This window comes from Campylobacter sp. BCW_6889 (genome assembly GCF_001762535.1).
Taxonomy (GTDB): Bacteria; Campylobacterota; Campylobacteria; order Campylobacterales; family Campylobacteraceae; genus Campylobacter_D; species Campylobacter_D jejuni.
Genome location: NZ_MJWZ01000064.1, coordinates 34,311 through 55,330 on the forward strand (window position 1 = coordinate 34,311; position 21,020 = coordinate 55,330).

Consider the following 21,020-nt stretch of genomic DNA (forward strand, 5'->3'; position numbering starts at 1 on the left):
AATGCAAATTTTAGTATATGATAATTTAGATGAAAAACAAAAAGAAGAAGCATTAAAACGCCCTGCTATAAGTGCGAAAGATGAAATTTCAAAAATAGTAAGTTCTATCATTAAAGAAGTGCAAGAAAAAGGCGATGAAACTTTGATAGAACAAGCTTTAAAATTTGATAAGGCTGAAATTTCTAATATTAAAATCACTCAAGAAGAAATTACTCAAGCAAGTAATCGTTTGGATAAAGATTTACAAGACGCTATTTTAGTAGCTTATGAAAATATCAAAAAATTCCACGAAGCCCAAATCCCACATGAAATCGCTCTTGAAACTACAAAAGGCGTTAAATGTGAGGTTTTAACACGCTCTATAGAAAAAGTAGGACTTTACATACCAGGGGGTTTAGCACCTTTGTTTTCAACGGTTTTAATGTTAGCTATCCCTGCAAAAATTGCAGGTTGTGAAAAAATCGTTTTAGCAAGTCCTGCAAAAATCAATGATGCTGTGCTTTTTTGTGCTAAGCTTTGTGGCGTGGATGAAATTTATCAAATGGGCGGTGCAGGAGCTATAGCAGCTTTGGCCTACGGTACGCAAAGTGTTTTAAAGGTGGATAAAATTTTTGGCCCAGGAAATGCCTTTGTAACCGAAGCAAAACGTCAAGTAAGTAGCGATATAAATGGAGCAGCTATTGATATGCAAGCAGGACCTAGTGAAGTTTTAGTAATAGCTGATGATTTAGCTAATGAAAAATTTGTAGCTAGTGATTTGCTTTCACAAGCTGAACATGGTGCAGATTCTCAAGTGATTTTAGTGTGTTTAAGTCAAGATTTTGCTAAAAAAACAAGCGATGAAGTCCAAAGTCAATTAGAACTTTTACCTCGTAAAGAACTTGCAAGCAAAAGCATTGCTAATTCACGCATTATCATAGCTAAAGATTTAAAACAAGCCTTGGAAATTTCAAATCTTTATGCCCCTGAACATTTGATCATACAAACTCAAAATCCACGTGAACTTTTAAAAGGTGTAAAACACGCAGGATCGGTATTTTTAGGAGCTTATTCCCCAGAGTCTATGGGTGATTATGCAAGTGGAACAAATCATGTTTTACCTACTTATGGGCTTACTAAAACGCATTCTAGTTTAGGTTTGGCAGATTTTAGTAAAAGAATGACCGTTCAAGAATTAAGTAAAGAAGGCTTTTTAGCTTTGGGTAAAAGTGTTGAAATTTTAGCGCAAAATGAGCATTTAGACGCACACAAAAATGCAGTAACTTTTCGTTTAGAGAGCTTAAAATGAGTCAAAAAATCCTTTTTATAGATAGAGATGGCACTTTAATAGAGGAGCCAAAAAGCGATTTTCAAATCGATACTCTTGAAAAATTGCGTTTTGAAAAAGATGCTATACCTACTCTTTTAAAACTAAAAAATTTTGGATTTAAATTTGTCATGGTAAGCAATCAAGATGGTCTTGGAACGCCAAGTTTTCGAAAGGAACATTTTGAAATCGCTCATGAAAAAATGCTTGATATTTTAAAAAGTTGCGGTATAGAATTTCAAGATATTTTTATTTGTCCGCATTTTGAAAATGAAAATTGTGCTTGTAGAAAACCTAAAACCGTTATGTTAGAAGAGTATATCAAACACGAACTTTATAATAAAGAGCAAAGTTTTGTTATAGGAGATCGCGAAAGTGATATGATCTTAGCTTCAAATTTAGGCGTGCATGGTTTAAGATACGGCAAACTTTCTTGGAAAGAAATAGAAAATGAAATTTTAAGTTCTTTTAGAAGTGCGAGTTATCAAAGAACTACTAAAGAAACAGATATAAAAGTAAAAGTGTGCTTAAATGGGGGCAAGGTTAGCATTAAAACAGGTATTGATTTTTTTGATCACATGTTAGAGCAAATCGCTGTACATGGAGGTATAGGGCTTGAAATTTCTTGCAAAGGGGATTTAGAAATCGATGAGCATCATAGCGTTGAAGATGTAGCCTTAGCACTTGGAGCTTGCATCAAAAAAGCCTTAGGGGATAAAATCGGCATTGCAAGATATGGTTTTGCTTTACCTATGGATGAGTGTTTGGCAAGTTGTGCGATGGATTTTTGCAATCGCCCTCATTTAGTCTATAAAGCCAAATTTAAAAAATCTTATTTAGGGGCTTTAAGCACAGAAATGATCGAGCACTTTTTTTATTCTTTAAGCTATGCTATGGGTATAAGTTTGCATTTAAAAGTTAAAGGCAAAAACGATCATCATAAAGCTGAAGGGCTTTTTAAAGCCTTTGCAAAAGCTTTGAAAATGGCAGTAAAAATAGAAAGTGAAAATTTAGCCAGCTCTAAAGGAGTGATATGACTTATCAAAATTTTAAAAATAAACTTGATGCAAAAATTTTTGGTGAAGATTTAAATTATGAAATTCTACTTACAGTACTAAATAACCCTAAACGCTATATAGGATTATTTAGGATTACAAATGCTAAAACAAAACTGATACAAAATATAACTCAAAGTTGTGAAATTAAATTTGGTGATTTTATAGAAGAGATTTTAAGTGAATATATTATTGAAATGGGATATAAAGCATTAGATAAAAATATAGGATTTGATGAAGAAAATAATAAACTTAATGCCGATCAAGTTTTCAATGATGAATATAATATTTACCTTATTGAACAAAAAATTAGAGATGATCATGATAGTACAAAAAAACGAGGACAATATGCAAATTTAATTAAAAAAATCAAAGCTTTAAAACAAAAATTCTCAAATTATCGCATTATTGCTTGTATGTGGTTTAGTGATGATAGTTTAAAGAAAAATAAAAAATTTTATGAAGAACAAATTAACAACAATACAGATGAAAAAGTTGACATTTTTATTTTCTATGGAAAAGAATTGTTTGAAAATCTTTTTCAAAGAATAGATATTTACAATGAACTTATTTCACATCTTAAGAAAAACAAACAAGAAAGAAGTAAGGATATTTTAAATGTTCCAGATTTTGATATAAGTGAAGAAATAAAAAATGCACTTTTAAAAACTAAGAAAAATTATCCAAAATTAATACAAAAGCTACTTTCCAACAAAGAAGAATTTGTAGAACTTAGAAAAGAACTTTTTCCAACAGGTAAAAACTTAAAAGGTTTATAATAATGCAAAAGGATATTATTTTTCAAGGTAATTGTTTAGAAATTTTAAAAACCATTCCGGATAAAAGCATTGATTTGATTTTTGCAGATCCACCTTATTTTATGCAAACACAAGGTGAACTTTTAAGAACCAATGGTAAAGTTTTTAGTGGTGTAAATGATGATTGGGATAAATTTGAATCTTTAAAAGCCTATGATGATTTTTGTAAAATTTGGCTTAGCGAATGTAGACGAATTTTAAAAGACGATGCAAGTATTTGGGTTATAGGATCTTTTCAAAATATTTTTAGACTAGGATATATAATGCAAGATTTGGGCTTTTGGATTCTAAATGATATTATTTGGAACAAACCAAATCCTGTTCCAAATTTTAAAGGGACGAGATTTTGCAATTCCCATGAAACTCTTATTTGGTGTTCTAAACATAAAAATTCAAAATATACTTTTAATTATAAAACTATGAAATTTTTAAATAACAATAAACAAGAAAAGTCAGTTTGGAATATAGGAATCTGTATAGGAAATGAAAGATTAAAAGGAATAGATGGTAAAAAAATTCACTCTACTCAAAAACCTGAAATTTTGCTTGAAAAAATAATCTTATCGAGTACAAAAAAAGGGGATTTAATTTTAGATCCTTTTTTTGGCACAGGAACTACAGGAGCTATTGCTAAAAAATTAGGGAGATATTATATAGGTATAGAGCAAGAGAAATTTTATGTTAAAATAGCAGAATCTCGAATTAGACAAATAAATATAATTGACAATGAAATTACTAGAAACGAACTCGAAACAAAACCCCCAAAAGTAAGTTTAGAAGAGCTTTTGAATGCTGGATTTTTAAGTGAAAATGAAAAATTCTATGATAAAAATAAAAATTATATTTGTTATTTAGTCAATGATAATAAAGTAAGCGATGAGAACGAAATTTTAAGCATACATAAAATGGCAGCAAAATATTTAAACAAAGAAAATCATAATGGCTGGAGTTATTTTTATATTTTTAAGAATGAAAATTTTATAAGTATCGATTCTTTAAGATATGAGTATAAAAATTTTATAAATCCTGAAGGAGTGATATGAAAATCATCATCATTGATACAGCCTGTGCGAATTTGGCATCTTTGAAATTTTGCCTAGATAGATTAGGTTTTAATGCAACTATCAGCAGGGATTTAAAAGAACTTGAAAGTGCGGATAAGCTTTTTTTACCTGGAGTGGGTACCGCAAAAGAAGCGATGAAAAATTTAGAACAATTTAATCTTATTGATTTTATTAAAAATACCAAAAAACCTTTGCTTGGTATTTGTTTAGGTATGCAAATTTTAGGAAATTTTTCCGAAGAATTAAATCAAGAAACCTTAAAACTTATAGATTTTACAACCCAAAAATTTAAAGCTAAAGAAGGCTTTACTTTTCCACATATGGGATGGAATCAAGTTCATAGCTCTCATGCTTTGTTTAAAGGCTTAGAAGGGGCTTATTTTTATTTTGTACATAGTTATTGTGTAGAACTTGGGGAATATACTATAGCAGATTGTGAGTATTCGCAAAAATTTAGCGCAAGTGTAATGAAAGATAATTTTTACGGGGTGCAATTTCACCCTGAAAGAAGTAGCGAAGTGGGGGAAATTTTAATTTCAAATTTTATTAAGGATATAGGATGACTCAAATCATACCCGCACTCGATCTTATAGATGGTGAAGTGGTGCGTCTTGTAAAAGGGGATTACGAACAAAAAAAAGTATATAAATACAATCCCTTAAAGAAATTCAAAGAATACGAAAAAGCAGGAGCGAAAGAACTTCATCTTGTAGATCTTACAGGCGCAAAAGATCCTAGCAAAAGACAACTTGCTTTGATAGAAAAATTAGCCAAAGAAGTCAGTGTCAATTTGCAAGTAGGTGGAGGCATACGCTCTAAAGAAGAAGTTAAAGCTTTGCTTGATTGTGGAGTAAAAAGAGTAGTTATAGGATCTATGGCGATTAAAGATGCGACTTTATGTCTTGAAATTTTAAAAGAATTTGGTAGCGAAGCTATAGTTTTAGCCTTAGATACGATTTTAAAAGAAGATTATGTTGTGGCTGTAAATGCTTGGCAAGAAGCAAGCGATAAAAAGCTTATGGAAGTTTTAGATTTTTATAGCAATAAAGGCTTAAAACACATACTTTGCACAGATATTTCAAAAGATGGCACCATGCAAGGAGTAAATGTAAGACTTTACAAACTTATCCATGAAATTTTTCCTAATATTTGCATTCAGGCAAGTGGTGGAGTAGCGAGCTTAAAAGACCTTGAAAACTTAAAAGGAATTTGTAGCGGGGTTATCGTAGGAAAAGCTTTATTAGACGGAGTTTTTAACGTAGAAGAAGGGATAAGATGCTTACAAAACGCATAATTGCATGTTTAGATGCCAAAGATGGCAGAGTAGTAAAAGGAACACAATTTAAAAACCATAAAGATATGGGAGATATCATAGAGCTTGCTAGGTATTATTCTCAAAATGGTATTGATGAGCTTGTTTTTTATGATATTGCTGCAAGTGCTAGAAAAGAACGCATATCAAGAGAATGGGTAAGTGAAGTAGCAAAAAATATCAACATTCCTTTTTGTGTTGCAGGGGGTATTAAAAGCGAAGAAGATGCAGCTGAACTTTTAGCTAATGGGGCAGATAAAATTTCTATCAATTCTCCTGCTTTAAATGATCCAAGTTTAATCACACGCCTTGCTAAAAGCTTTGGTGTGCAATGCGTAGTAGTAGGGATTGATAGTTTCAAAGATGAAAATGGAAATTTAAAAGTATTTCAATACACAGGCGATGAAAAAACAAGCAAGCATAGTGGAAAAAGCACTTTAGAATGGGTTGAAAAAGTGCAAGATCTAGGTGCAGGCGAAATTGTTTTAAATATGATGAATCAAGATGGCGTTAAAAATGGCTATGATTTAGAACAATTAGAAGCTGTATATAAAATTTGTAAAGTACCTTTGATCGCAAGCGGGGGAGCGGGAAAAATGGAGCATTTTTTAGAAGCTTTTAAACTAGGTATAGATGGGGCTTTAGCTGCTTCCGTTTTTCATCAAAAACTTATAGACATTAAAGAATTAAAAATTTATCTTAAAAATCAAGGCTTAAGTATAAGGATATAATATGCAAAATTTCAAAGAACTTAATGAAAAAATCGCTTGGCAAAAAGTGGATCATCTTTTACCTGTCATCGTCCAAGATGCAAAAACTTGCGAAGTTTTAATGCTAGGCTTTATGAATAATGAAGCCTTAGAAAAAAGCTTAGAAAGTGGCAAAGTAGTCTTTTTTTCACGCAAAAAACAGCGTCTTTGGATGAAGGGTGAAGAAAGTGGAAATTTCTTAAATATCATAGATTTAAGCTTAGATTGTGATAATGACACGCTTTTAATTTTAGCAAATCCTGTAGGACCTACTTGTCATACGGGCGATATTTCTTGTTTTGAAAAAATTTCTAAAAATGCGGATTTTGTTTTTCTAGCCAGACTTGAAAAGCTTATCAATTCACGAAAAAATGCCGATGAAAATACTTCTTATACAGCAAAACTTTTCAAAAGTGGTACAAAACGCATAGCACAAAAAGTTGGTGAAGAAGGCGTAGAAACAGCTTTGGCAGCAACAGTAAAAGATAAAGAAGAGCTTATTTGTGAAGCAGCGGATTTAATGTATCATTTAAGTGTTTTACTTGCAGATGCAAATCTTAGTTTCTCAGATGTGATTTCAAAGTTGAAAGAAAGACATAAAGCTTAAAGCTTTATGTAAATAAATTTGTATCAATGCAAGGCTTCATTAAGTTTGACTGCTTTTTTATTTAAAGCTACTATCATAGCACCACTTATAGAATCTTGACGGAAATGTAGCCCATTTAAACCTTTAAGCTCTAAGCCTTTGTAAATTTCTTTATCAAAATTAAAATAAGGATTAAGTTTAGCAAGTTCCTCAGCATCTTTGAGTAAAAATTTCGTTCCTTCTAGCACCGCAATACCTGCATCAACTATACAATTATCCCCTAAAGGAATTCCTGTCACTGAATTAGCCCCTAAAAGACAAGCCTTACCTACGCTTATAGCATTGCCACTTGTTCCACTTAAAACACCTAAAATCGAAGCTCCTCCACCTACATCAGAACCTTCTCCTACTATAGCACTCGAGCTAATACGCCCTTCAACCATACAAGCTCCTGTTGTGCCTGCATTAAAATTCACATAACTTGCCCCTGGCATGATGGTTGTTCCTGCTGCTAAAGATGCACCCATTCTTACTTTAGAACTTTCTAAAATTCTTGTATTATCCTCAGGGATAATATGCGCTAAAAATCTTGGGAATTTATCAACAAAATCAATTTTTGGATATTGATTGCTCATTTTTAAACGCATTTCATTTGCTCTTAAATACTCAAGCTCGATAGGCTTATCATCACTCCAAGCTACATTGCTTAAAAGTCCAAAAGCTCCATTTAGATTGATACTTCTTAAAGGTACTTTTTTAGTAGAAAGCAAATAAAGTTTTAGATAAACACTTTCTACACTTAAAGGTTCTTTATCTTCAAAAAGACAAACAAAAGCAAATTCATCATCTTTAAATTTATCTTTGATAATCTTTAATAAATCGATATTTTGATGCCCCTCTTCTTCTAAAAAAGGTTTAAAACAAGAAAGTGCAAAATCAATATCTTCTAATTTTAAAGTTTGCACAAACTCGCTCGCATTAAAATCAATCTCCACACCCCTTTGCATAAAAGCTTCAAGCATGATTGCTGCTGAGCCAAAATTTTGCTCGTAATTAATCAAAGCAAAACTTGCTTGCAAGATTTTATTTTTATTTAGCTGTCCTCTATCAAGCCTTGCTATACCAAAAGCTTTAGGTTTTTTATAGCCACTTTTTTGCTCGATTTGTTTGATTAAAAGTAAAAAATCTTCTTTAGTATTAATCATTTTCTTTTCCTTATCCACTTAATTTTTAATGCGAACACGCACTTTTTCCATTCATCACAGGTTGTATAGCAGAATTATCCGCACCACCTTCATTGTTAATCTTTTCTATAAAGCTCCAAATTTTTTCAGTCGCCATTAAATAACGCTTTGAACTCACACTTTCAGGGTGATAAAAACTCACAGGCTTGCCTTCATCTCCACCTTCTCTTACTATCATTTCTATAGGAATTTGTGCTAAAACTTCACTTTTATAAGCTTTTGCCATATCCTCAGCTGTTCCTTTACCAAAAATATCATACTCTTTACCATTATCAGGACATAAAAATCCACTCATATTTTCAATCACACCCGCTATAGGAATGTGAAGTTTATTAAACATATCTAAAGCTCTTTTACTATCGTCTAAAGATACGGTTTGAGGCGTGCTTACACAAACTCCTGCAGTAATAGGAATACTTTGTGCAGAAGTAATTTGCGCATCGCCTGTTCCTGGAGGCATATCTAAAAACAATACATCAAGTTCAGGCCAAATCACATCAGCTAAAAGTTGCTCGATTGCTTTCATAATCATAGCTCCACGCCACATAAGACCTTGACCCTCTTCGATCAAAACCCCCATACTCATCATATAAACACCATGAGTTAAAATAGGCTTTAATCTCTGCCCTACTACTTCAGGCTGAGTTTTGGTTTCACCTAGCATTCTTGGAATATTTGGCCCATAAATATCCGCGTCTAAAATCCCCACTCTTTTTCCCATTTTAGCCATGGAAATTGCTAAATTTACCGTAGTTGTAGATTTACCCACACCACCTTTTCCACTTGAAACCATGATGAAATTTTTTACTTGTGGAGCGATATTTTTTCCACTTCTTGAATTACTTTTTTCTTCAGGAAATTTTGGAGCGATGATATTAAGTTCGATATTTTTTAAAGCCAAACTCGATAAAGCTTCAGTAGCATTTTTACGAATTTCATTAACTACTTCAGGATTTGCTGAAACGATTTCTATATCAATGAATACACCATCATCTTGAATTTTAATATCTTTTACAAAGTTAAAACTCACTATATCCTTTTCAAAACCAGGATATTTTACAGTTTTTAATTTCTCTAAAATTTGTTCTTTCATGTTTTTTCCTTATCTTTTAAAAAAATCAATTTTACTAATAAAATGATAAAATTTAGCTTTTTATAAGTGTATAATATGGTAACATTATAAAAACCAACAATATTAAAAAGAGGAATGAAAAAATGAGTGAAATGAGCCTCATTATGTTAGCAGCTGGAAATTCTACTCGTTTTAACACAAAGGTAAAAAAACAATTTTTACGACTTGGAAATGACCCTCTTTGGCTTTATGCAACAAAAAATTTAAGCTCTTTTTATCCTTTTAAAAAAATAGTTGTTACCTCTAGTAATATCGCTTATATGAAAAAATTTGCTAAAAACTATGAATTTATAGAAGGTGGTGATACCAGAGCAGAATCCTTAAAAAAAGCCTTAGCGCTCATAGATAGTGAATTTGTTATGGTAAGTGATGTAGCAAGGGTATTGGTGAGTAAAAATTTGTTTGATCGTTTGATTGAAAATTTAGATAAAGCAGATTGTATTACCCCTGCTTTAAAAGTTGCAGATACAACACTTTTTAACAATGAAGCCTTACAAAGAGAAAAAATCAAACTCATTCAAACCCCTCAAATTTCTAAAACCAAATTGCTTAAAAAAGCTTTGGATCAAAACCTAGAATTTACAGATGATAGTACAGCTATAGCTGCAATGGGTGGAAAAATTTGGTTTGTTGAAGGTGAAGAAAATGCAAGAAAACTAACCTTTAAAGAAGATCTTAAAAAGCTTGATTTACCTAAACCTAGCTTTGAAATTTTTACTGGCAATGGTTTTGATGTGCATGAATTTGGAGAGAATCGCCCTTTGCTTTTAGCAGGAGTGCAAATTCATCCTATTATGGGGCTTAAAGCACACAGCGATGGAGATGTTTTAGCTCACTCTTTAACCGATGCGATTTTAGGTGCTGCAGGACTTGGAGATATAGGAGAGCTTTATCCTGATACTGATATGAAATTTAAAAATGCCAACTCCATGGAGCTTTTAAAACAGGCTTATGATAGAGTCAGAGAAATAGGTTTTGAACTCATTAATATAGACATTTGCGTCATGGCACAAAGCCCTAAACTTAAAGACTTTAAACAAGCTATGCAAAGCAATATAGCTCATACTTTAGATTTAGATGAATTTAGAATCAATGTTAAAGCCACAACAACGGAAAAATTGGGTTTTATTGGAAGAAAAGAAGGTATGGCGGTGCTTAGTAGTGTAAATTTAAAATATTTTGATTGGACAAGATTATGAAAGTTTTAATTATTGAAAATGAAATTTATCTAGCGCAAAGCATTAGCATTAAACTAAGTGATGCTGGATATAGCTGTGAAATTATAAACTCGTTTGATGAATACAATGGTGCAAAATACTATGATATTGTACTGCTTTCTACAAATACTAATAATTTTCTAAAAGCCGTAGGTCAGTTTAAGCATAGTATTATTATTTTGCTTATTTCTTATATAAGCACAGATACAGTTTCAAATCCTTTGAAATTAGGTGCTAGTGATTATATTCAAAAACCCTTTATGATAGAAGAGCTGATTAGAAAAATAAAGCATTATCAAGATTTTAGAAAACTTTCAATCCTTAATAAAGCTTATCAAAGCTATATCAAATCAAGATTAGAAACAATCAAAATTCCAGAGTATAATTATAAAAAATTAAAACTTCCATTGATATTAAAATCCAACAAGCAAAGCAGTGCTGATGCTTTTGTTTTTAATTATGCAAATGAATGTGACATTACTCTTTCTTTTATTGATTTAACATCTACAAATTCAGTTGAAAAAGTTATGAAACTTCCCACAGAAAACAATCTCTTATTTTTGAGTAATTTTCAAGCATTAAAAGCAGCAGAAAAGGAAAAACTCCTAGATTTTATACAAAACAAAAATGTTATTTTGCATACCAATTCAAATACAGATGATTTAAAAATAAACTGCATTAATTTAAATGATAATGAAAAAAATATCGATAGCAATGAAATTTTAACCATAGATGAGTATGTAAAATATGTTATTATAAACTACCAAAATATATTTCCTGATACTGATCTTTCAAAAAAATTAGGCATTTCACGTAAATCTTTATGGGAAAAAAGGAAGAAATATGAAATCAGCAAGAAAAAATAAAAACATTACCATAGATCAAAATGAATTTGGCATCTTATCACTTATTAAAGAAGGTTTGCTAGGCACTTGCACTCATTTAATGAATGAAAAAGAAGTCAATGAAATCATTAAATCAGGAAAATTTAAAGGAGAAAGTTTTCCCTATCCCTTAAGCTTTGCACCAAAAAATGCTGAAGAAGCACTAAATGATATAAAATCTGGCGATAGAATCGATCTCATACTAGATGAAAAAGTAGTAGGACATATAGATTTTAAAAGCCAATTTAAAAATAATAAAAAATTTTCTGATATTTTCAATCCCAACACTTGCTCTCTAAAAGACATAGGAACAACTTGCATAAGTGGAAAAATAGAAATTTACAATTCTCAAATTAAAAAAATAAAAGAAAATTTTCAACAAATCAAAAACAATCTTAATGCACAAAAAATTACCGCTATAGTTTCAAGTTTTGATCCTTTGCATCGTGCCCATGAAAGAATGTTTCGTTGGACTATTGATAAAGCAGATTTAGTTGTAATTTTTCTTGTAGAATCTTTTGATACAAATGGGTTTGAATTCGAACTTAAAGAAGCTTATTTGAAAAAATTTATTCAAAACTATCTTCCACCGGATAGAATTTTCATTTTTCCATTAAAAAATATTAATATTTTTCACGCTCATTTAAATCCTGGCCTAGAAAGCATTATCGCAAAAAGTCTAGGTTGTACCAAACTAGTAGTAGGACAAAATCATACAGGACTTGGAATGTTTTATGATGATAATCAACCAAAAACCATACTTGATGATTTTTCCAAGGACTATGGCATAGAAGTGATTGTTTTGCCTGAATTTGTATTTTGCGATCAATGTCGCATGATTGTTAGCACAAGATCTTGCCCTCATGGTTGTCATCACCATTTGCACTATAATTCTCAGTCTTTAAAAGATTTGTTAAGAGCGGGCATCATTCCTCCAGCAATTTTCATGCGTAAGGAAGTATCTAGTGTTATTTTAACTTCTCTTTTTCCAAATAGATTAAAAAATATGCAAAAAATTTATAATGAGCTTTTTCCAACTGATGGAATTTTAGAATACAAAAATGATGAAGAATTTTATCAAAAACTTTTAGAAATTCATCAAATGTCTTATATGGTGTAACAAAATGCAAAAATTATTTTTAACTTTTTTTTATTCAGGTTCTATAAAAAAGGCAAGTGGGACTTTTGGTACTATCGCTGCTTTAATACCTGCTTTTTTTATACTTAAATATCTTGGGATTAATACTTTGTTTTTACTAAGTATTTTAATTTTTGTTGCAAGTATTCGTGTTATAGATGATTATGAAAAAAAAACAGGAATTCACGATGACAAACACATAGTTATCGATGAAGTTGCTGGGGTTTTTCTTGCTTGTGCTATTGCAGCAAGTGTTGAAAACTCGATAGTCAATTTTATTTTGGCTTTTGTTTTATTTAGACTCTTTGACATTACAAAACCTTCTATTATTGGCAAGATAGATAAAAAAGTCAAAGGCGGACTAGGTGTAATGCTTGATGATATGCTAGCAGGATTGTTTGCTGGACTTTTAAGTGCGGTAATTTATGGATTTTTACTTAAATTTAATTTAGTTTTTTGGGATATAAATTTAAAGGATTTATTTTGAAATTTTGCTTAAATTAATTAAATTTTAAATTTTATTCTTATATAATTTAGTCTTTAATTTCAAAAAAGGAAAATATAAATGGCAAACCATAAATCTGCTGAAAAAAGAGCAAGACAAACTATTAAAAAAACAGAAAGAAATAGATTCTATAGAACAAGACTTAAAAATATAACTAAAGCCGTAAGAGAAGCTGCAGCAAATGGAGATAAAAATGCTGCTAATGAAGCTTTAAAAGTAGCTAATAAAAGCATTCATGCTATGGTAAGTCGCGGTTTCATTAAAAAACAAACTGCTTCTCGCCGTGTAAGCCGCTTAGCCCTTTTAGTAAATAAAATCGCATAATTTTCTATATAGTTTTTAATGTTAGCTAGCAAACTAGATCCTTTTTTAAAACGCTTTGAAGAGTTAAATTCTCTTCTTAGCAGTTCTGATATACTCAACGATATCAGTAAAATGACTACACTCTCTAAAGAACAAAAAAATTTAGAACCTATCGTTTTAAAAGCTAAAGAGTATTTAAAAACTTTAGACAATATAGAAGAAAATAAAGCTTTGCTAAACGATCCAGAACTTGGGGAACTTGCAAAAGAAGAACTAAAAACTTTAGAAGAATTAAAACCAAAACTTGAAGAAGAGATTAAAATTTTACTTCTTCCTAAAGATCCAAATGATGAAAGAAATATTTTTCTTGAAATTCGTGCAGGTACAGGTGGCGATGAGGCATCTTTATTTGTAGGAGATCTTGTAAAAGCTTATGCAAGATATGCTGAAAATCGCGGCTATAAACTTGAGATTGTAAGCTCTAGTGAAGGAAGTGTAGGTGGATTTAAAGAAATCATCATGCTTGTTAAAGGAACAGGGGCTTATTCAAGACTTAAATATGAAGGTGGAACGCACCGTGTTCAAAGAGTTCCTCAAACAGAATCCCAAGGACGCGTGCATACTTCTGCTATCACCGTGGCAGTAATGCCAGAAGTTGATGATATAGAAATTGAAATCAATCCAAACGATCTTAAAGTTGATGTTATGCGATCTTCAGGACATGGTGGACAAAGTGTAAATACTACTGATTCGGCTGTTCGTATCACTCATATCCCTACAGGTATAGTTGTAGTCAATCAAGATGGAAAAAGCCAACACAAAAATAAAGAAAGTGCGATGAAAGTCCTAAAAGCAAGGCTTTATGAAATGCAAGAAAGTGAAAGACTAGCAAAAGAAAGTGAAGCAAGAAAATCACAAGTAGGAAGCGGAGATAGAAGCGAACGCATTCGCACTTACAATTTTCCACAAAATCGTATCAGTGATCATAGAATAAATCTTACTTTATATCGCTTAGATGCCATTATGCAAGATGGGCTTTTTGATGAAATCATAGAACCTTTAATCACTCATCATCAAGCCCAAGCTTTACAAGAACAAAATTTATAAGATTTTATATAAATTAATGCTTATGTGGGAATTTATGTGGATTTCCACTAGCACCTACATGTGAAACATTTCCATTTTCTATATCATAAGCTTGACCAAAACCTTTTACAAAGCGTCCTTTTTTAAATTCAAGCTTTACTAGATGAAAATCAAGCATCTTGCGTATAGTTTTAATGCCTCCTTCTCCTCCGGTTTGTTTTTCAAACTCATCATAAATTTGATCAAATCTTTCACCTCTCTCTAAAAAGCTTGCATTTACTCTATAGCGCAATCTTTTGCGAAGTATCACAGAAGCAGCTTTACTCTCATCCTCTAAAAACATTATTTCTATATTGTTTGGATTTACTTTGATGTTGTTAAAATGTTCGCTTACTTCACTTATATAAATATAATTTCCCCATTGTGTACTTACAAAAGGTGCATACGAGCAAACAACTTCTCCATTTGCATTTAAAGTTGCCAAAGCTACAGAATTAAAACTTAGCATAAATTCATTTAATTCTTTTTCTACGCTACTAAAATTTTGCTCGCTCTTTGCACTCATGCAAAGGGATATTATAGTATCTTTAATCGTGTTTTCATCGGCTTTTTTAGGAAATTCCACTCGTAAATTTTCTTTATCATTGTAAACAAGATCTAAGCCATTAAAATCAACACTTTTTAGAAAAACATCTTGCACTTGCTCAATACCACCAAATTTTTTACAAAGATCAACTAAATTTGATTTATGATGATCATTCATATGAGAAATAATGCTTTCAAAATTCATTTTTATCCTTTCTTGATTTTAAAATAAAATATTAAAAAAAATGGTATCAATTATCAAATTAAAAATAACTTAAAATATAAAAATTATCTATTTTAACAAAAATTTATACTAAATTAAGTTAATAAAGGATAAATTTCGTTCTAAATTATTATGATATAAATTATCATTATTTATTTTATTTAAGGAGTAAAATTTGCACCCAAATAAAAAAGCTTTTAAATTATCTTTATTTGCATTATTACTAATAACTAATTTAAATGCACAAGAATCAAATGAAGCCATCAATCTACAAAAAGTTGTTGTTAGTGCAACAGGTTTTGAGCAAGATGCGGACTCAAATTTACGCAATGTAATCAGCATAGAAGGCAAAGATCTGCAAAATAAAGGTTATGTTTCCTTAGAACAAGCCTTAGAAAGAATTTCGGGTATTAGCTTTGTAAATTTTGGACTTGGACGCAATATAGATATGCGTGGACAAGGAGATAAATCCAATATAGCTGTAAAAGTTATGATCGATGGACGTGCTATTAATGTTCTTGATAATTCCCATGGTGTAACCCCGCTAGATAGTATCAATTTAGATAATGTAGAACGCATAGAAATCATACCTGGGGGTGGATCTGTGCTTTATGGAAGTGGTACTAGAGGGGGCGTGATTAATATCATTACAAAAAAACAAAAATCAGATGCTTTTGCTATAAATTTAAAAAGCAGTGCTTATGATCATGGTGGAATAGGTGGAAATTTAGGTATCAATGGCGCCAAACAAATAAATGAAAATTTAGCTTTTAGCTTTGATATACAAAGTTTTAACCTTGATGGATATCAAGAAGGTTATAATGAAAAAGGTTATTTTATCAACACAAAAACCTATATTGATATCAATGATAATAGCGATTTAACTTTGGGGTATAATTATTTTAAAAGCAAAAATACCAGCAGTGGCTATCTAACAAAAGCACAAGCTCAAAGCGATCCAACTCAAAAAGGCAATAGTGACAATATCACACAAATCAATCGCCCTGAAATTTCTTTGGATTATCATTACTATTTTGATGATATATGGGAATTTAACCTAGAAGCTTTTTGGCAAAATCAAAAGATCAACTATCTAAAAGATGTTTCTGAAATGAGCTCTATGGGGCTAAGCGTCCCTGTATATCAAAATGGAAGTGGTTTTGAAGACACGCTTACAGGGATAAGTTTAAAAAACAAACTAAATTATGCAAATAATTCTTATTTTATTTTTGGTTATGAATTTGCAAACCATGATGCAAAAAGAACAAGTATTATTCATTATGATGTAAATAGTCCTAGTTTTCAAATGAGTCACACCATGACAACGCTTATGGATATGGATAAACAAAGCCATTCTATTTTCGCTCTTGATTCTCATGAATTTAATGATATTTTTAGTATTTCAGGTGGAGCAAGATATGAATATAGTCTTTATGACACAAATAGAAATTACACTAGCAATATGATTATATCAAGCGTTCCTAGACCAAGCACTCCAGAGCTTTTTTCAACCGATGATACAAGTCATAACTTCGCCTTTGAAATCACTCCAAATTTTAAATACTCAGACACAGGAAAGCTTTATATCAAATACGAAAGAGGTTTTGTCTCTCCAAGTCCAGCACAATTTGTCAATAAGGATCAAAAAACTCAAAAGTATTATTCTGCAAATTTAAATCCTGAGATCTTTGATACTTTTGAACTAGGAATTGATGATTTTTGGTGGGATTTTTACGGCTTTAATCTAACTTTATTTTACACCCTAAGCAAAGATGAAATTTCTTATCTTGGAAACCCTCACGCAACAGGTGGAGGATTTTGGCAATATTATAATATAGATCAAACTCGCCGTTTAGGAGTAGAATTAAGTCTGAGTCAAAATTTTTTAGATGATGATTTAATCCTTAGAGAAAGTCTAACTTATCTTGATGCTAAAATTTCTAAAGGTGTTAATGACGGCATGAGAATTCCTTATGTTTCAAAAATCAAAGCCACAGCTGGGCTCGAATACGCTTGGAATAAAAATTTCTCAAATTTTATTGATTTAACCTATTTTTCTAGAGCAAAAGATGGTGGAACTATAGATGAAAATACAGGAAAAATGTCTAAAAATTCTTGGATAAGGGATTATTTTTTAACAGATATTGGTATGAAATATAATTATAAAAAATTACAAATTTTAGCAGGAATTCGCAATCTTTTCGATAAAAGATACTACACATACCAAGACAGTATAAATGATCAATACCTAGTTGGGAATGGCAGAAACTACTATGTTGAATTTAAATACGCATTCTAAAATTTTAGTGATTATAGGGCTTTTTGTAGCTTATATAATCGCTTCTTTTACAGCACTTTGCTTAGGAGATGAGAATTTAAACCCAAAAGAACTTTTTTCATATATCTTTAGCCAAGATGAAATTTTAAGACAAATCATCATAGATGGACGCTTGCCACGCATTATAATGGCGATTTTAATCGGTATGCTTTTAGCTAGTAGTGGGGCTATCACTCAAAATGTATTTTCAAATCCTATAGCCGATCCTTATATTATAGGTATAGCTTCTGCAGCAACCTTTGGAGCGGTTTTGGCGTATTTGTTAAAATTGAATGATTATTATTATGGAATTTTAGGTTTTGTTTGCTCTGCCTTTTTTGCCCTAGGAGTTTTTAAAATTTCTTCTAAAGCTTCTATAGCAACTTTACTCATTATCGGCATAGCAGCTTCATCTTTTTTAGGAGCTTTTACTTCTTTTTTCACCTATCTTATAGGCGAGGATTCTTTTAAAATAGTCGCTTGGCTTATGGGAAATATAGGCAATGCTTCTTGGTTTCGTGTGGGAATTTTAATCTTGCCTTTAATTTTTTGTTTGTTTTATTTTTACGCTCATAAAAACGAATTAAACATACTTTTAAGCGGAGATGATGAAGCTAGAAATCTAGGGGTAAATGCTCAAAAATTAAAGATAAATTTACTCATTGTTTCATCCTTGGCTGTATCTTTTGCGGTTGCTTTTAGCGGACTTATAGGCTTTGTTGGGCTCATCATTCCTCATACCATAAGACTTTTGCTTAAAAATTATGATAATGCCTTAGTTATCCCTTTATGTACAGCATTTGGAGGATTATTTTTACTTATTTGTGATACTTTAGCAAGAACTCTTTTAGCCCCTGTGCAAATTCCGATTGGAATCCTAACTGCATTTTTTGGAGCTCCTATTTTTTTATACTTGGCTTTAAGCGCTAGGAGATTTTTATAATGCTAAAAATACAAGATTTAAGCTTTGCTTATCACCAAAAAGATTTACTAAAAAACATTCATTTAGAACTTAAAAATCAGGCTTTTATAGGAATTTTAGGGCCAAATGGCTCGGGCAAAAGCACTCTTTTAAAACTTATACTTAAAAATTTAAGTCCAAATAAAGGAGAGATAAGTCTTTTTAATACAAATATCAAAGATTTTTCTCTTAAAGAATTTGCCAAAATTTGCGGCTTTGTGCCTCAAAAATCAGAATTAAACACCCCTTTAAAAGTCATCGATGTGCTTTTAATGAGCAAATATGCAAATTTAAAACACGCTTTTAGTTCTTATTCTAAAGAAGATATTTTAGAAATTAAAGAATTTGCTAAGGATTTAAGACTTGAAAATTTTCTAGAAAGAAGCATACTTTCTTTAAGTGGGGGTGAATTTCAAAGAATGCTTTTGGCAAGAGCTTTGCTTAAAAAGCCAAAAATTCTTTTTTTAGATGAACCCACTTCAGCCCTTGATTTAAACTATGCTATAGAGCTTTTAACTCTTTGCGAAAAACTAGTTAAAGAAAAAAATATAGCCGTTGTTTCTATCTTGCATGATTTAAATTTAGCTTCTATGTTCTGCGATAAAATCCTTTTTTTAAAAGAAGGGGAGATAAAGTATTTTGGAACGAGCAAAGAGCTTTTTACTCAAGAAATTTTAAAAGAAATTTATGATTTAAACTGCGAGATTATTTATAAAAATTCTAAACCTTATATTTTAGCTTTAAAGGAGAAAAAATGAAAAAAATTTTAATTATTATGAGTTTGTTTTTAATCACACTAAATGCAAAAGAACGCCTTGTAGTGCTTGATCCTGCAAGCATAGAAACCCTTTTTATGCTTAAGGCTGAAGATCAAATCGTAGGCATTGCCACTTTACAACACTCAAATATCTATCCTAAAGATCAAACCTCAAAACTTACAAGTGTAGGCACTTTTTCAAATCCTTCGCTTGAAAAAATAGTAGCATTAAAACCAAGTTTGGTGATTTTAAGCTCTTATTCTTTAAATTTAGAAGAAGGACTTAAAAATTTTGGTATCAAAAGTATCAATTTAAAAGCCGAGCGTTTAGAAGATATAACAAAAAATATCACAACCTTAGGCCAAATCACCAAAAAAGAAAAAGAAGCAGAGCTTTTAAAACAAGAATTTACCCAAAATTTAAAAAAATTAAGCGATAAACCCCTAAATAAAAGTGCGATTTATCTTTATTCTAGTAACCCTTTAATGGCCTTTAATGATAATTCTTTAATAGCTGATATTTTAAGACTTATAGGGATTAAAAATTTAAGCCCGCAAAGTCAAATTTCAAGACCTGTTATATCAGCAGAATATATACTGAAACAAAATCCAGACATACTCATTCTTGGAATTAATGCTAAAAACAACCTTTTAGATACAAATGCTTTATTGAAAAATACCAAAGCAGTTAAAACAGGAAGTATTTATTTTAACAAAGATACACATATATTATTACGTCTTAGTCCTAAGATAATAGATAGAATTCAAGAATTTAAAACAAAGCTAGAAAATAACAATTTTTAATCACCCAATCTTGCTTTAAAAAATTCACAAGTTTGACAAAGTTTTTCTATGCGTTTATCTTCTTCAAAAGCTTTTTTCATCATCTTTATACGCGGTGATTTAAAAAGCTTATCAAAGTTATTTTCAAAAACATTTCCCAAGTTAATATCTGCTTTAGCATCCAAACAGCAAGGCACTAAACTTCCATCACTTAAAATCCCAATTTGCTCTTTTAAAGCATGACATTTTCCTTTTTTATAAAGGGGTTTGTCTTTTAAATTTGGCCATTTAAAAAGTTTATTTTGATGAAGCAAAATATGTCTTTGCAAGCGATTTTTACTTAAGTTTGTATCGATCTTAACTTCAAATTCTTTAGCTAAAAACTCATAAATTTTTAAATTTGACTTAGGTGCTTTAAAATTAGCATCTAAATTCCAAAGTCTTAGATTGATAAAAGAAAGGCTTTTTTGCTCTAAATGCTTTTTGCAAAGTTCTAAAATAGGCTTAAAATACTGTTCTAAAGAAATTTTGCTTTGACTTAAAAAAGACATTAAAGAAATATTGATTTGATGGATATTCTCATACCCTAACAATAAAGCTTGATTTTTAGAATTTAGATAAAAGCCACTTGTAGTGATTTCAAGTTTCATAGCTTCACCTTTTGCGATTTTTAGATAATTTTCCAAATTAGGTAAAAGCAAAGGATCACCCAAAAGATGAAAGGTAAAAAGCTCAGCTTTATTAGAAATTTCATAAGCTAAGTTTTGAAATTTTTCTTCACTCATTACCCCGCGAATTCCTTTTTGAGAAGGACAAAAATCACATTTTAAACCACAAATATCGCTTAATTCTATATATATTTTTTTAAATTTCATTATATTTCCTAGAGTAAACATTTTACCAAAATTTATGAAATTTATTAAAATATGTAACATTTTTATCGATATTTTTATCTTTTTTATTTCTCTTCTTTATTTTTAAATATATTAAACAAA

Annotated in this window: 22 protein-coding genes; 18 read left to right on the plus strand and 4 right to left on the minus strand. The window is 30.7% G+C overall.

Going from position 1 to position 21,020, the window contains the following annotated elements:
- Nucleotide 1: 1 nt before the first annotated feature.
- From hisD to hisIE, 8 genes are read left to right on the plus strand one after another with little or no spacing between them, the layout of a single operon-like run.
- Nucleotides 2–1,288 (plus strand): histidinol dehydrogenase, encoded by a 1,287-nt coding sequence (hisD, locus tag AJ939_RS06325; RefSeq protein ID WP_044779874.1) that lies wholly within the window; start codon nucleotides 2–4, stop codon nucleotides 1,286–1,288.
- On the plus strand, nucleotides 1,285–2,343 hold the full coding sequence (hisB, locus tag AJ939_RS06330) for a bifunctional histidinol-phosphatase/imidazoleglycerol-phosphate dehydratase HisB (RefSeq protein WP_044779875.1): 1,059 nt from the start codon (nucleotides 1,285–1,287) through the stop codon (nucleotides 2,341–2,343). Before hisD ends, hisB begins: the two co-directional genes overlap by 4 nt.
- Complete coding sequence (locus tag AJ939_RS06335) at nucleotides 2,340–3,140, plus strand: HpyAIV family type II restriction enzyme (RefSeq protein ID WP_002871275.1); 801 nt, start codon at nucleotides 2,340–2,342, stop codon at nucleotides 3,138–3,140. Before hisB ends, AJ939_RS06335 begins: the two co-directional genes overlap by 4 nt.
- A 2-nt stretch (nucleotides 3,141–3,142) precedes the next feature.
- Nucleotides 3,143–4,222, plus strand: a complete 1,080-nt coding sequence (locus AJ939_RS06340) for a DNA-methyltransferase (protein ID WP_044779877.1) — start codon at nucleotides 3,143–3,145, stop codon at nucleotides 4,220–4,222.
- On the plus strand, nucleotides 4,219–4,806 hold the full coding sequence (hisH, locus tag AJ939_RS06345; RefSeq protein WP_044779878.1) for an imidazole glycerol phosphate synthase subunit HisH: 588 nt from the start codon (nucleotides 4,219–4,221) through the stop codon (nucleotides 4,804–4,806). Before AJ939_RS06340 ends, hisH begins: the two co-directional genes overlap by 4 nt.
- Nucleotides 4,803–5,537, plus strand: coding sequence for a 1-(5-phosphoribosyl)-5-[(5-phosphoribosylamino)methylideneamino]imidazole-4-carboxamide isomerase (hisA, locus tag AJ939_RS06350; protein WP_044779879.1), 735 nt, complete (start codon nucleotides 4,803–4,805; stop codon nucleotides 5,535–5,537). Before hisH ends, hisA begins: the two co-directional genes overlap by 4 nt.
- Nucleotides 5,519–6,286 carry an imidazole glycerol phosphate synthase subunit HisF gene (gene hisF, locus AJ939_RS06355; protein WP_070275933.1) on the plus strand — a complete coding sequence of 256 codons (768 nt, stop codon included), beginning with the start codon at nucleotides 5,519–5,521 and terminating at the stop codon, nucleotides 6,284–6,286. The genes hisA and hisF overlap by 19 nt, the downstream gene beginning before the upstream one ends.
- 1 nt (nucleotide 6,287) lies before the next feature.
- Nucleotides 6,288–6,911, plus strand: a complete 624-nt coding sequence (hisIE, locus tag AJ939_RS06360) for a bifunctional phosphoribosyl-AMP cyclohydrolase/phosphoribosyl-ATP diphosphatase HisIE (RefSeq protein ID WP_070261479.1) — start codon at nucleotides 6,288–6,290, stop codon at nucleotides 6,909–6,911.
- A 23-nt stretch (nucleotides 6,912–6,934) separates the two neighbouring features.
- Here the strand turns inward: hisIE and AJ939_RS06365 are convergent, their stop codons facing one another.
- Together AJ939_RS06365 and AJ939_RS06370 are read right to left on the minus strand one after the other, a co-directional pair.
- Nucleotides 6,935–8,095: a tetrahydrodipicolinate N-succinyltransferase N-terminal domain-containing protein gene (locus AJ939_RS06365; RefSeq protein ID WP_002866583.1), complete on the minus strand. Its 1,161-nt coding sequence runs from the start codon at nucleotides 8,093–8,095 to the stop codon at nucleotides 6,935–6,937.
- 25 nt (nucleotides 8,096–8,120) lie between these two features.
- Nucleotides 8,121–9,227, minus strand: coding sequence for an Mrp/NBP35 family ATP-binding protein (locus AJ939_RS06370; protein WP_070275932.1), 1,107 nt, complete (start codon nucleotides 9,225–9,227; stop codon nucleotides 8,121–8,123).
- A gap of 122 nt (nucleotides 9,228–9,349) precedes the next feature.
- Here AJ939_RS06370 and AJ939_RS06375 point away from each other — a divergent pair, with 122 nt between their 5' ends.
- The 6 genes from AJ939_RS06375 to prfA all read left to right on the plus strand — a co-directional run bounded on the left by AJ939_RS06375 (nucleotide 9,350) and on the right by prfA (nucleotide 14,420).
- On the plus strand, nucleotides 9,350–10,465 hold the full coding sequence (locus AJ939_RS06375; protein WP_044778659.1) for a bifunctional 2-C-methyl-D-erythritol 4-phosphate cytidylyltransferase/2-C-methyl-D-erythritol 2,4-cyclodiphosphate synthase: 1,116 nt from the start codon (nucleotides 9,350–9,352) through the stop codon (nucleotides 10,463–10,465).
- Nucleotides 10,462–11,349 (plus strand): response regulator, encoded by an 888-nt coding sequence (locus AJ939_RS06380; protein WP_044778657.1) that lies wholly within the window; start codon nucleotides 10,462–10,464, stop codon nucleotides 11,347–11,349. Before AJ939_RS06375 ends, AJ939_RS06380 begins: the two co-directional genes overlap by 4 nt.
- Nucleotides 11,327–12,487 carry a sulfate adenylyltransferase gene (locus AJ939_RS06385; protein ID WP_002862252.1) on the plus strand — a complete coding sequence of 387 codons (1,161 nt, stop codon included), beginning with the start codon at nucleotides 11,327–11,329 and terminating at the stop codon, nucleotides 12,485–12,487. Before AJ939_RS06380 ends, AJ939_RS06385 begins: the two co-directional genes overlap by 23 nt.
- 4 nt (nucleotides 12,488–12,491) lie before the next feature.
- On the plus strand, nucleotides 12,492–12,992 hold the full coding sequence (locus AJ939_RS06390) for a phosphatidylglycerophosphatase A (protein ID WP_002858951.1): 501 nt from the start codon (nucleotides 12,492–12,494) through the stop codon (nucleotides 12,990–12,992).
- Between the two features lie 78 nt (nucleotides 12,993–13,070).
- A complete protein-coding gene (rpsT, locus tag AJ939_RS06395; RefSeq protein ID WP_002856547.1) occupies nucleotides 13,071–13,334 on the plus strand; it encodes a 30S ribosomal protein S20 in 264 nt (87 codons plus the stop codon).
- An 18-nt stretch (nucleotides 13,335–13,352) separates the two neighbouring features.
- On the plus strand, nucleotides 13,353–14,420 hold the full coding sequence (gene prfA, locus AJ939_RS06400; protein ID WP_002858952.1) for a peptide chain release factor 1: 1,068 nt from the start codon (nucleotides 13,353–13,355) through the stop codon (nucleotides 14,418–14,420).
- Nucleotides 14,421–14,433: 13 nt separating this feature from the next.
- Here the strand turns inward: prfA and AJ939_RS06405 are convergent, their stop codons facing one another.
- Nucleotides 14,434–15,189, minus strand: coding sequence for a HugZ family heme oxygenase (locus AJ939_RS06405; protein ID WP_002871287.1), 756 nt, complete (start codon nucleotides 15,187–15,189; stop codon nucleotides 14,434–14,436).
- 193 nt (nucleotides 15,190–15,382) lie between these two features.
- On the opposite strand from AJ939_RS06405, the gene AJ939_RS06410 reads away from it, so the two are divergent.
- From AJ939_RS06410 to AJ939_RS06425, 4 genes are read left to right on the plus strand one after another with little or no spacing between them, the layout of a single operon-like run.
- On the plus strand, nucleotides 15,383–17,506 hold the full coding sequence (locus AJ939_RS06410; RefSeq protein WP_070275931.1) for a TonB-dependent receptor: 2,124 nt from the start codon (nucleotides 15,383–15,385) through the stop codon (nucleotides 17,504–17,506).
- Nucleotides 17,481–18,467, plus strand: a complete 987-nt coding sequence (locus tag AJ939_RS06415) for a FecCD family ABC transporter permease (RefSeq protein ID WP_052858799.1) — start codon at nucleotides 17,481–17,483, stop codon at nucleotides 18,465–18,467. The genes AJ939_RS06410 and AJ939_RS06415 overlap by 26 nt, the downstream gene beginning before the upstream one ends.
- Complete coding sequence (locus AJ939_RS06420) at nucleotides 18,467–19,243, plus strand: ABC transporter ATP-binding protein (RefSeq protein ID WP_002871290.1); 777 nt, start codon at nucleotides 18,467–18,469, stop codon at nucleotides 19,241–19,243. Before AJ939_RS06415 ends, AJ939_RS06420 begins: the two co-directional genes overlap by 1 nt.
- Nucleotides 19,240–20,046 (plus strand): ABC transporter substrate-binding protein, encoded by an 807-nt coding sequence (locus tag AJ939_RS06425; RefSeq protein WP_002881816.1) that lies wholly within the window; start codon nucleotides 19,240–19,242, stop codon nucleotides 20,044–20,046. The genes AJ939_RS06420 and AJ939_RS06425 overlap by 4 nt, the downstream gene beginning before the upstream one ends.
- Here AJ939_RS06425 and AJ939_RS06430 read toward each other — a convergent pair.
- Nucleotides 20,043–20,900: a radical SAM/SPASM domain-containing protein gene (locus AJ939_RS06430; protein ID WP_070275930.1), complete on the minus strand. Its 858-nt coding sequence runs from the start codon at nucleotides 20,898–20,900 to the stop codon at nucleotides 20,043–20,045. The two genes, AJ939_RS06425 and AJ939_RS06430, sit on opposite strands and share 4 nt — an antisense overlap.
- Between the last annotated feature and the right edge of the window lie 120 nt (nucleotides 20,901–21,020).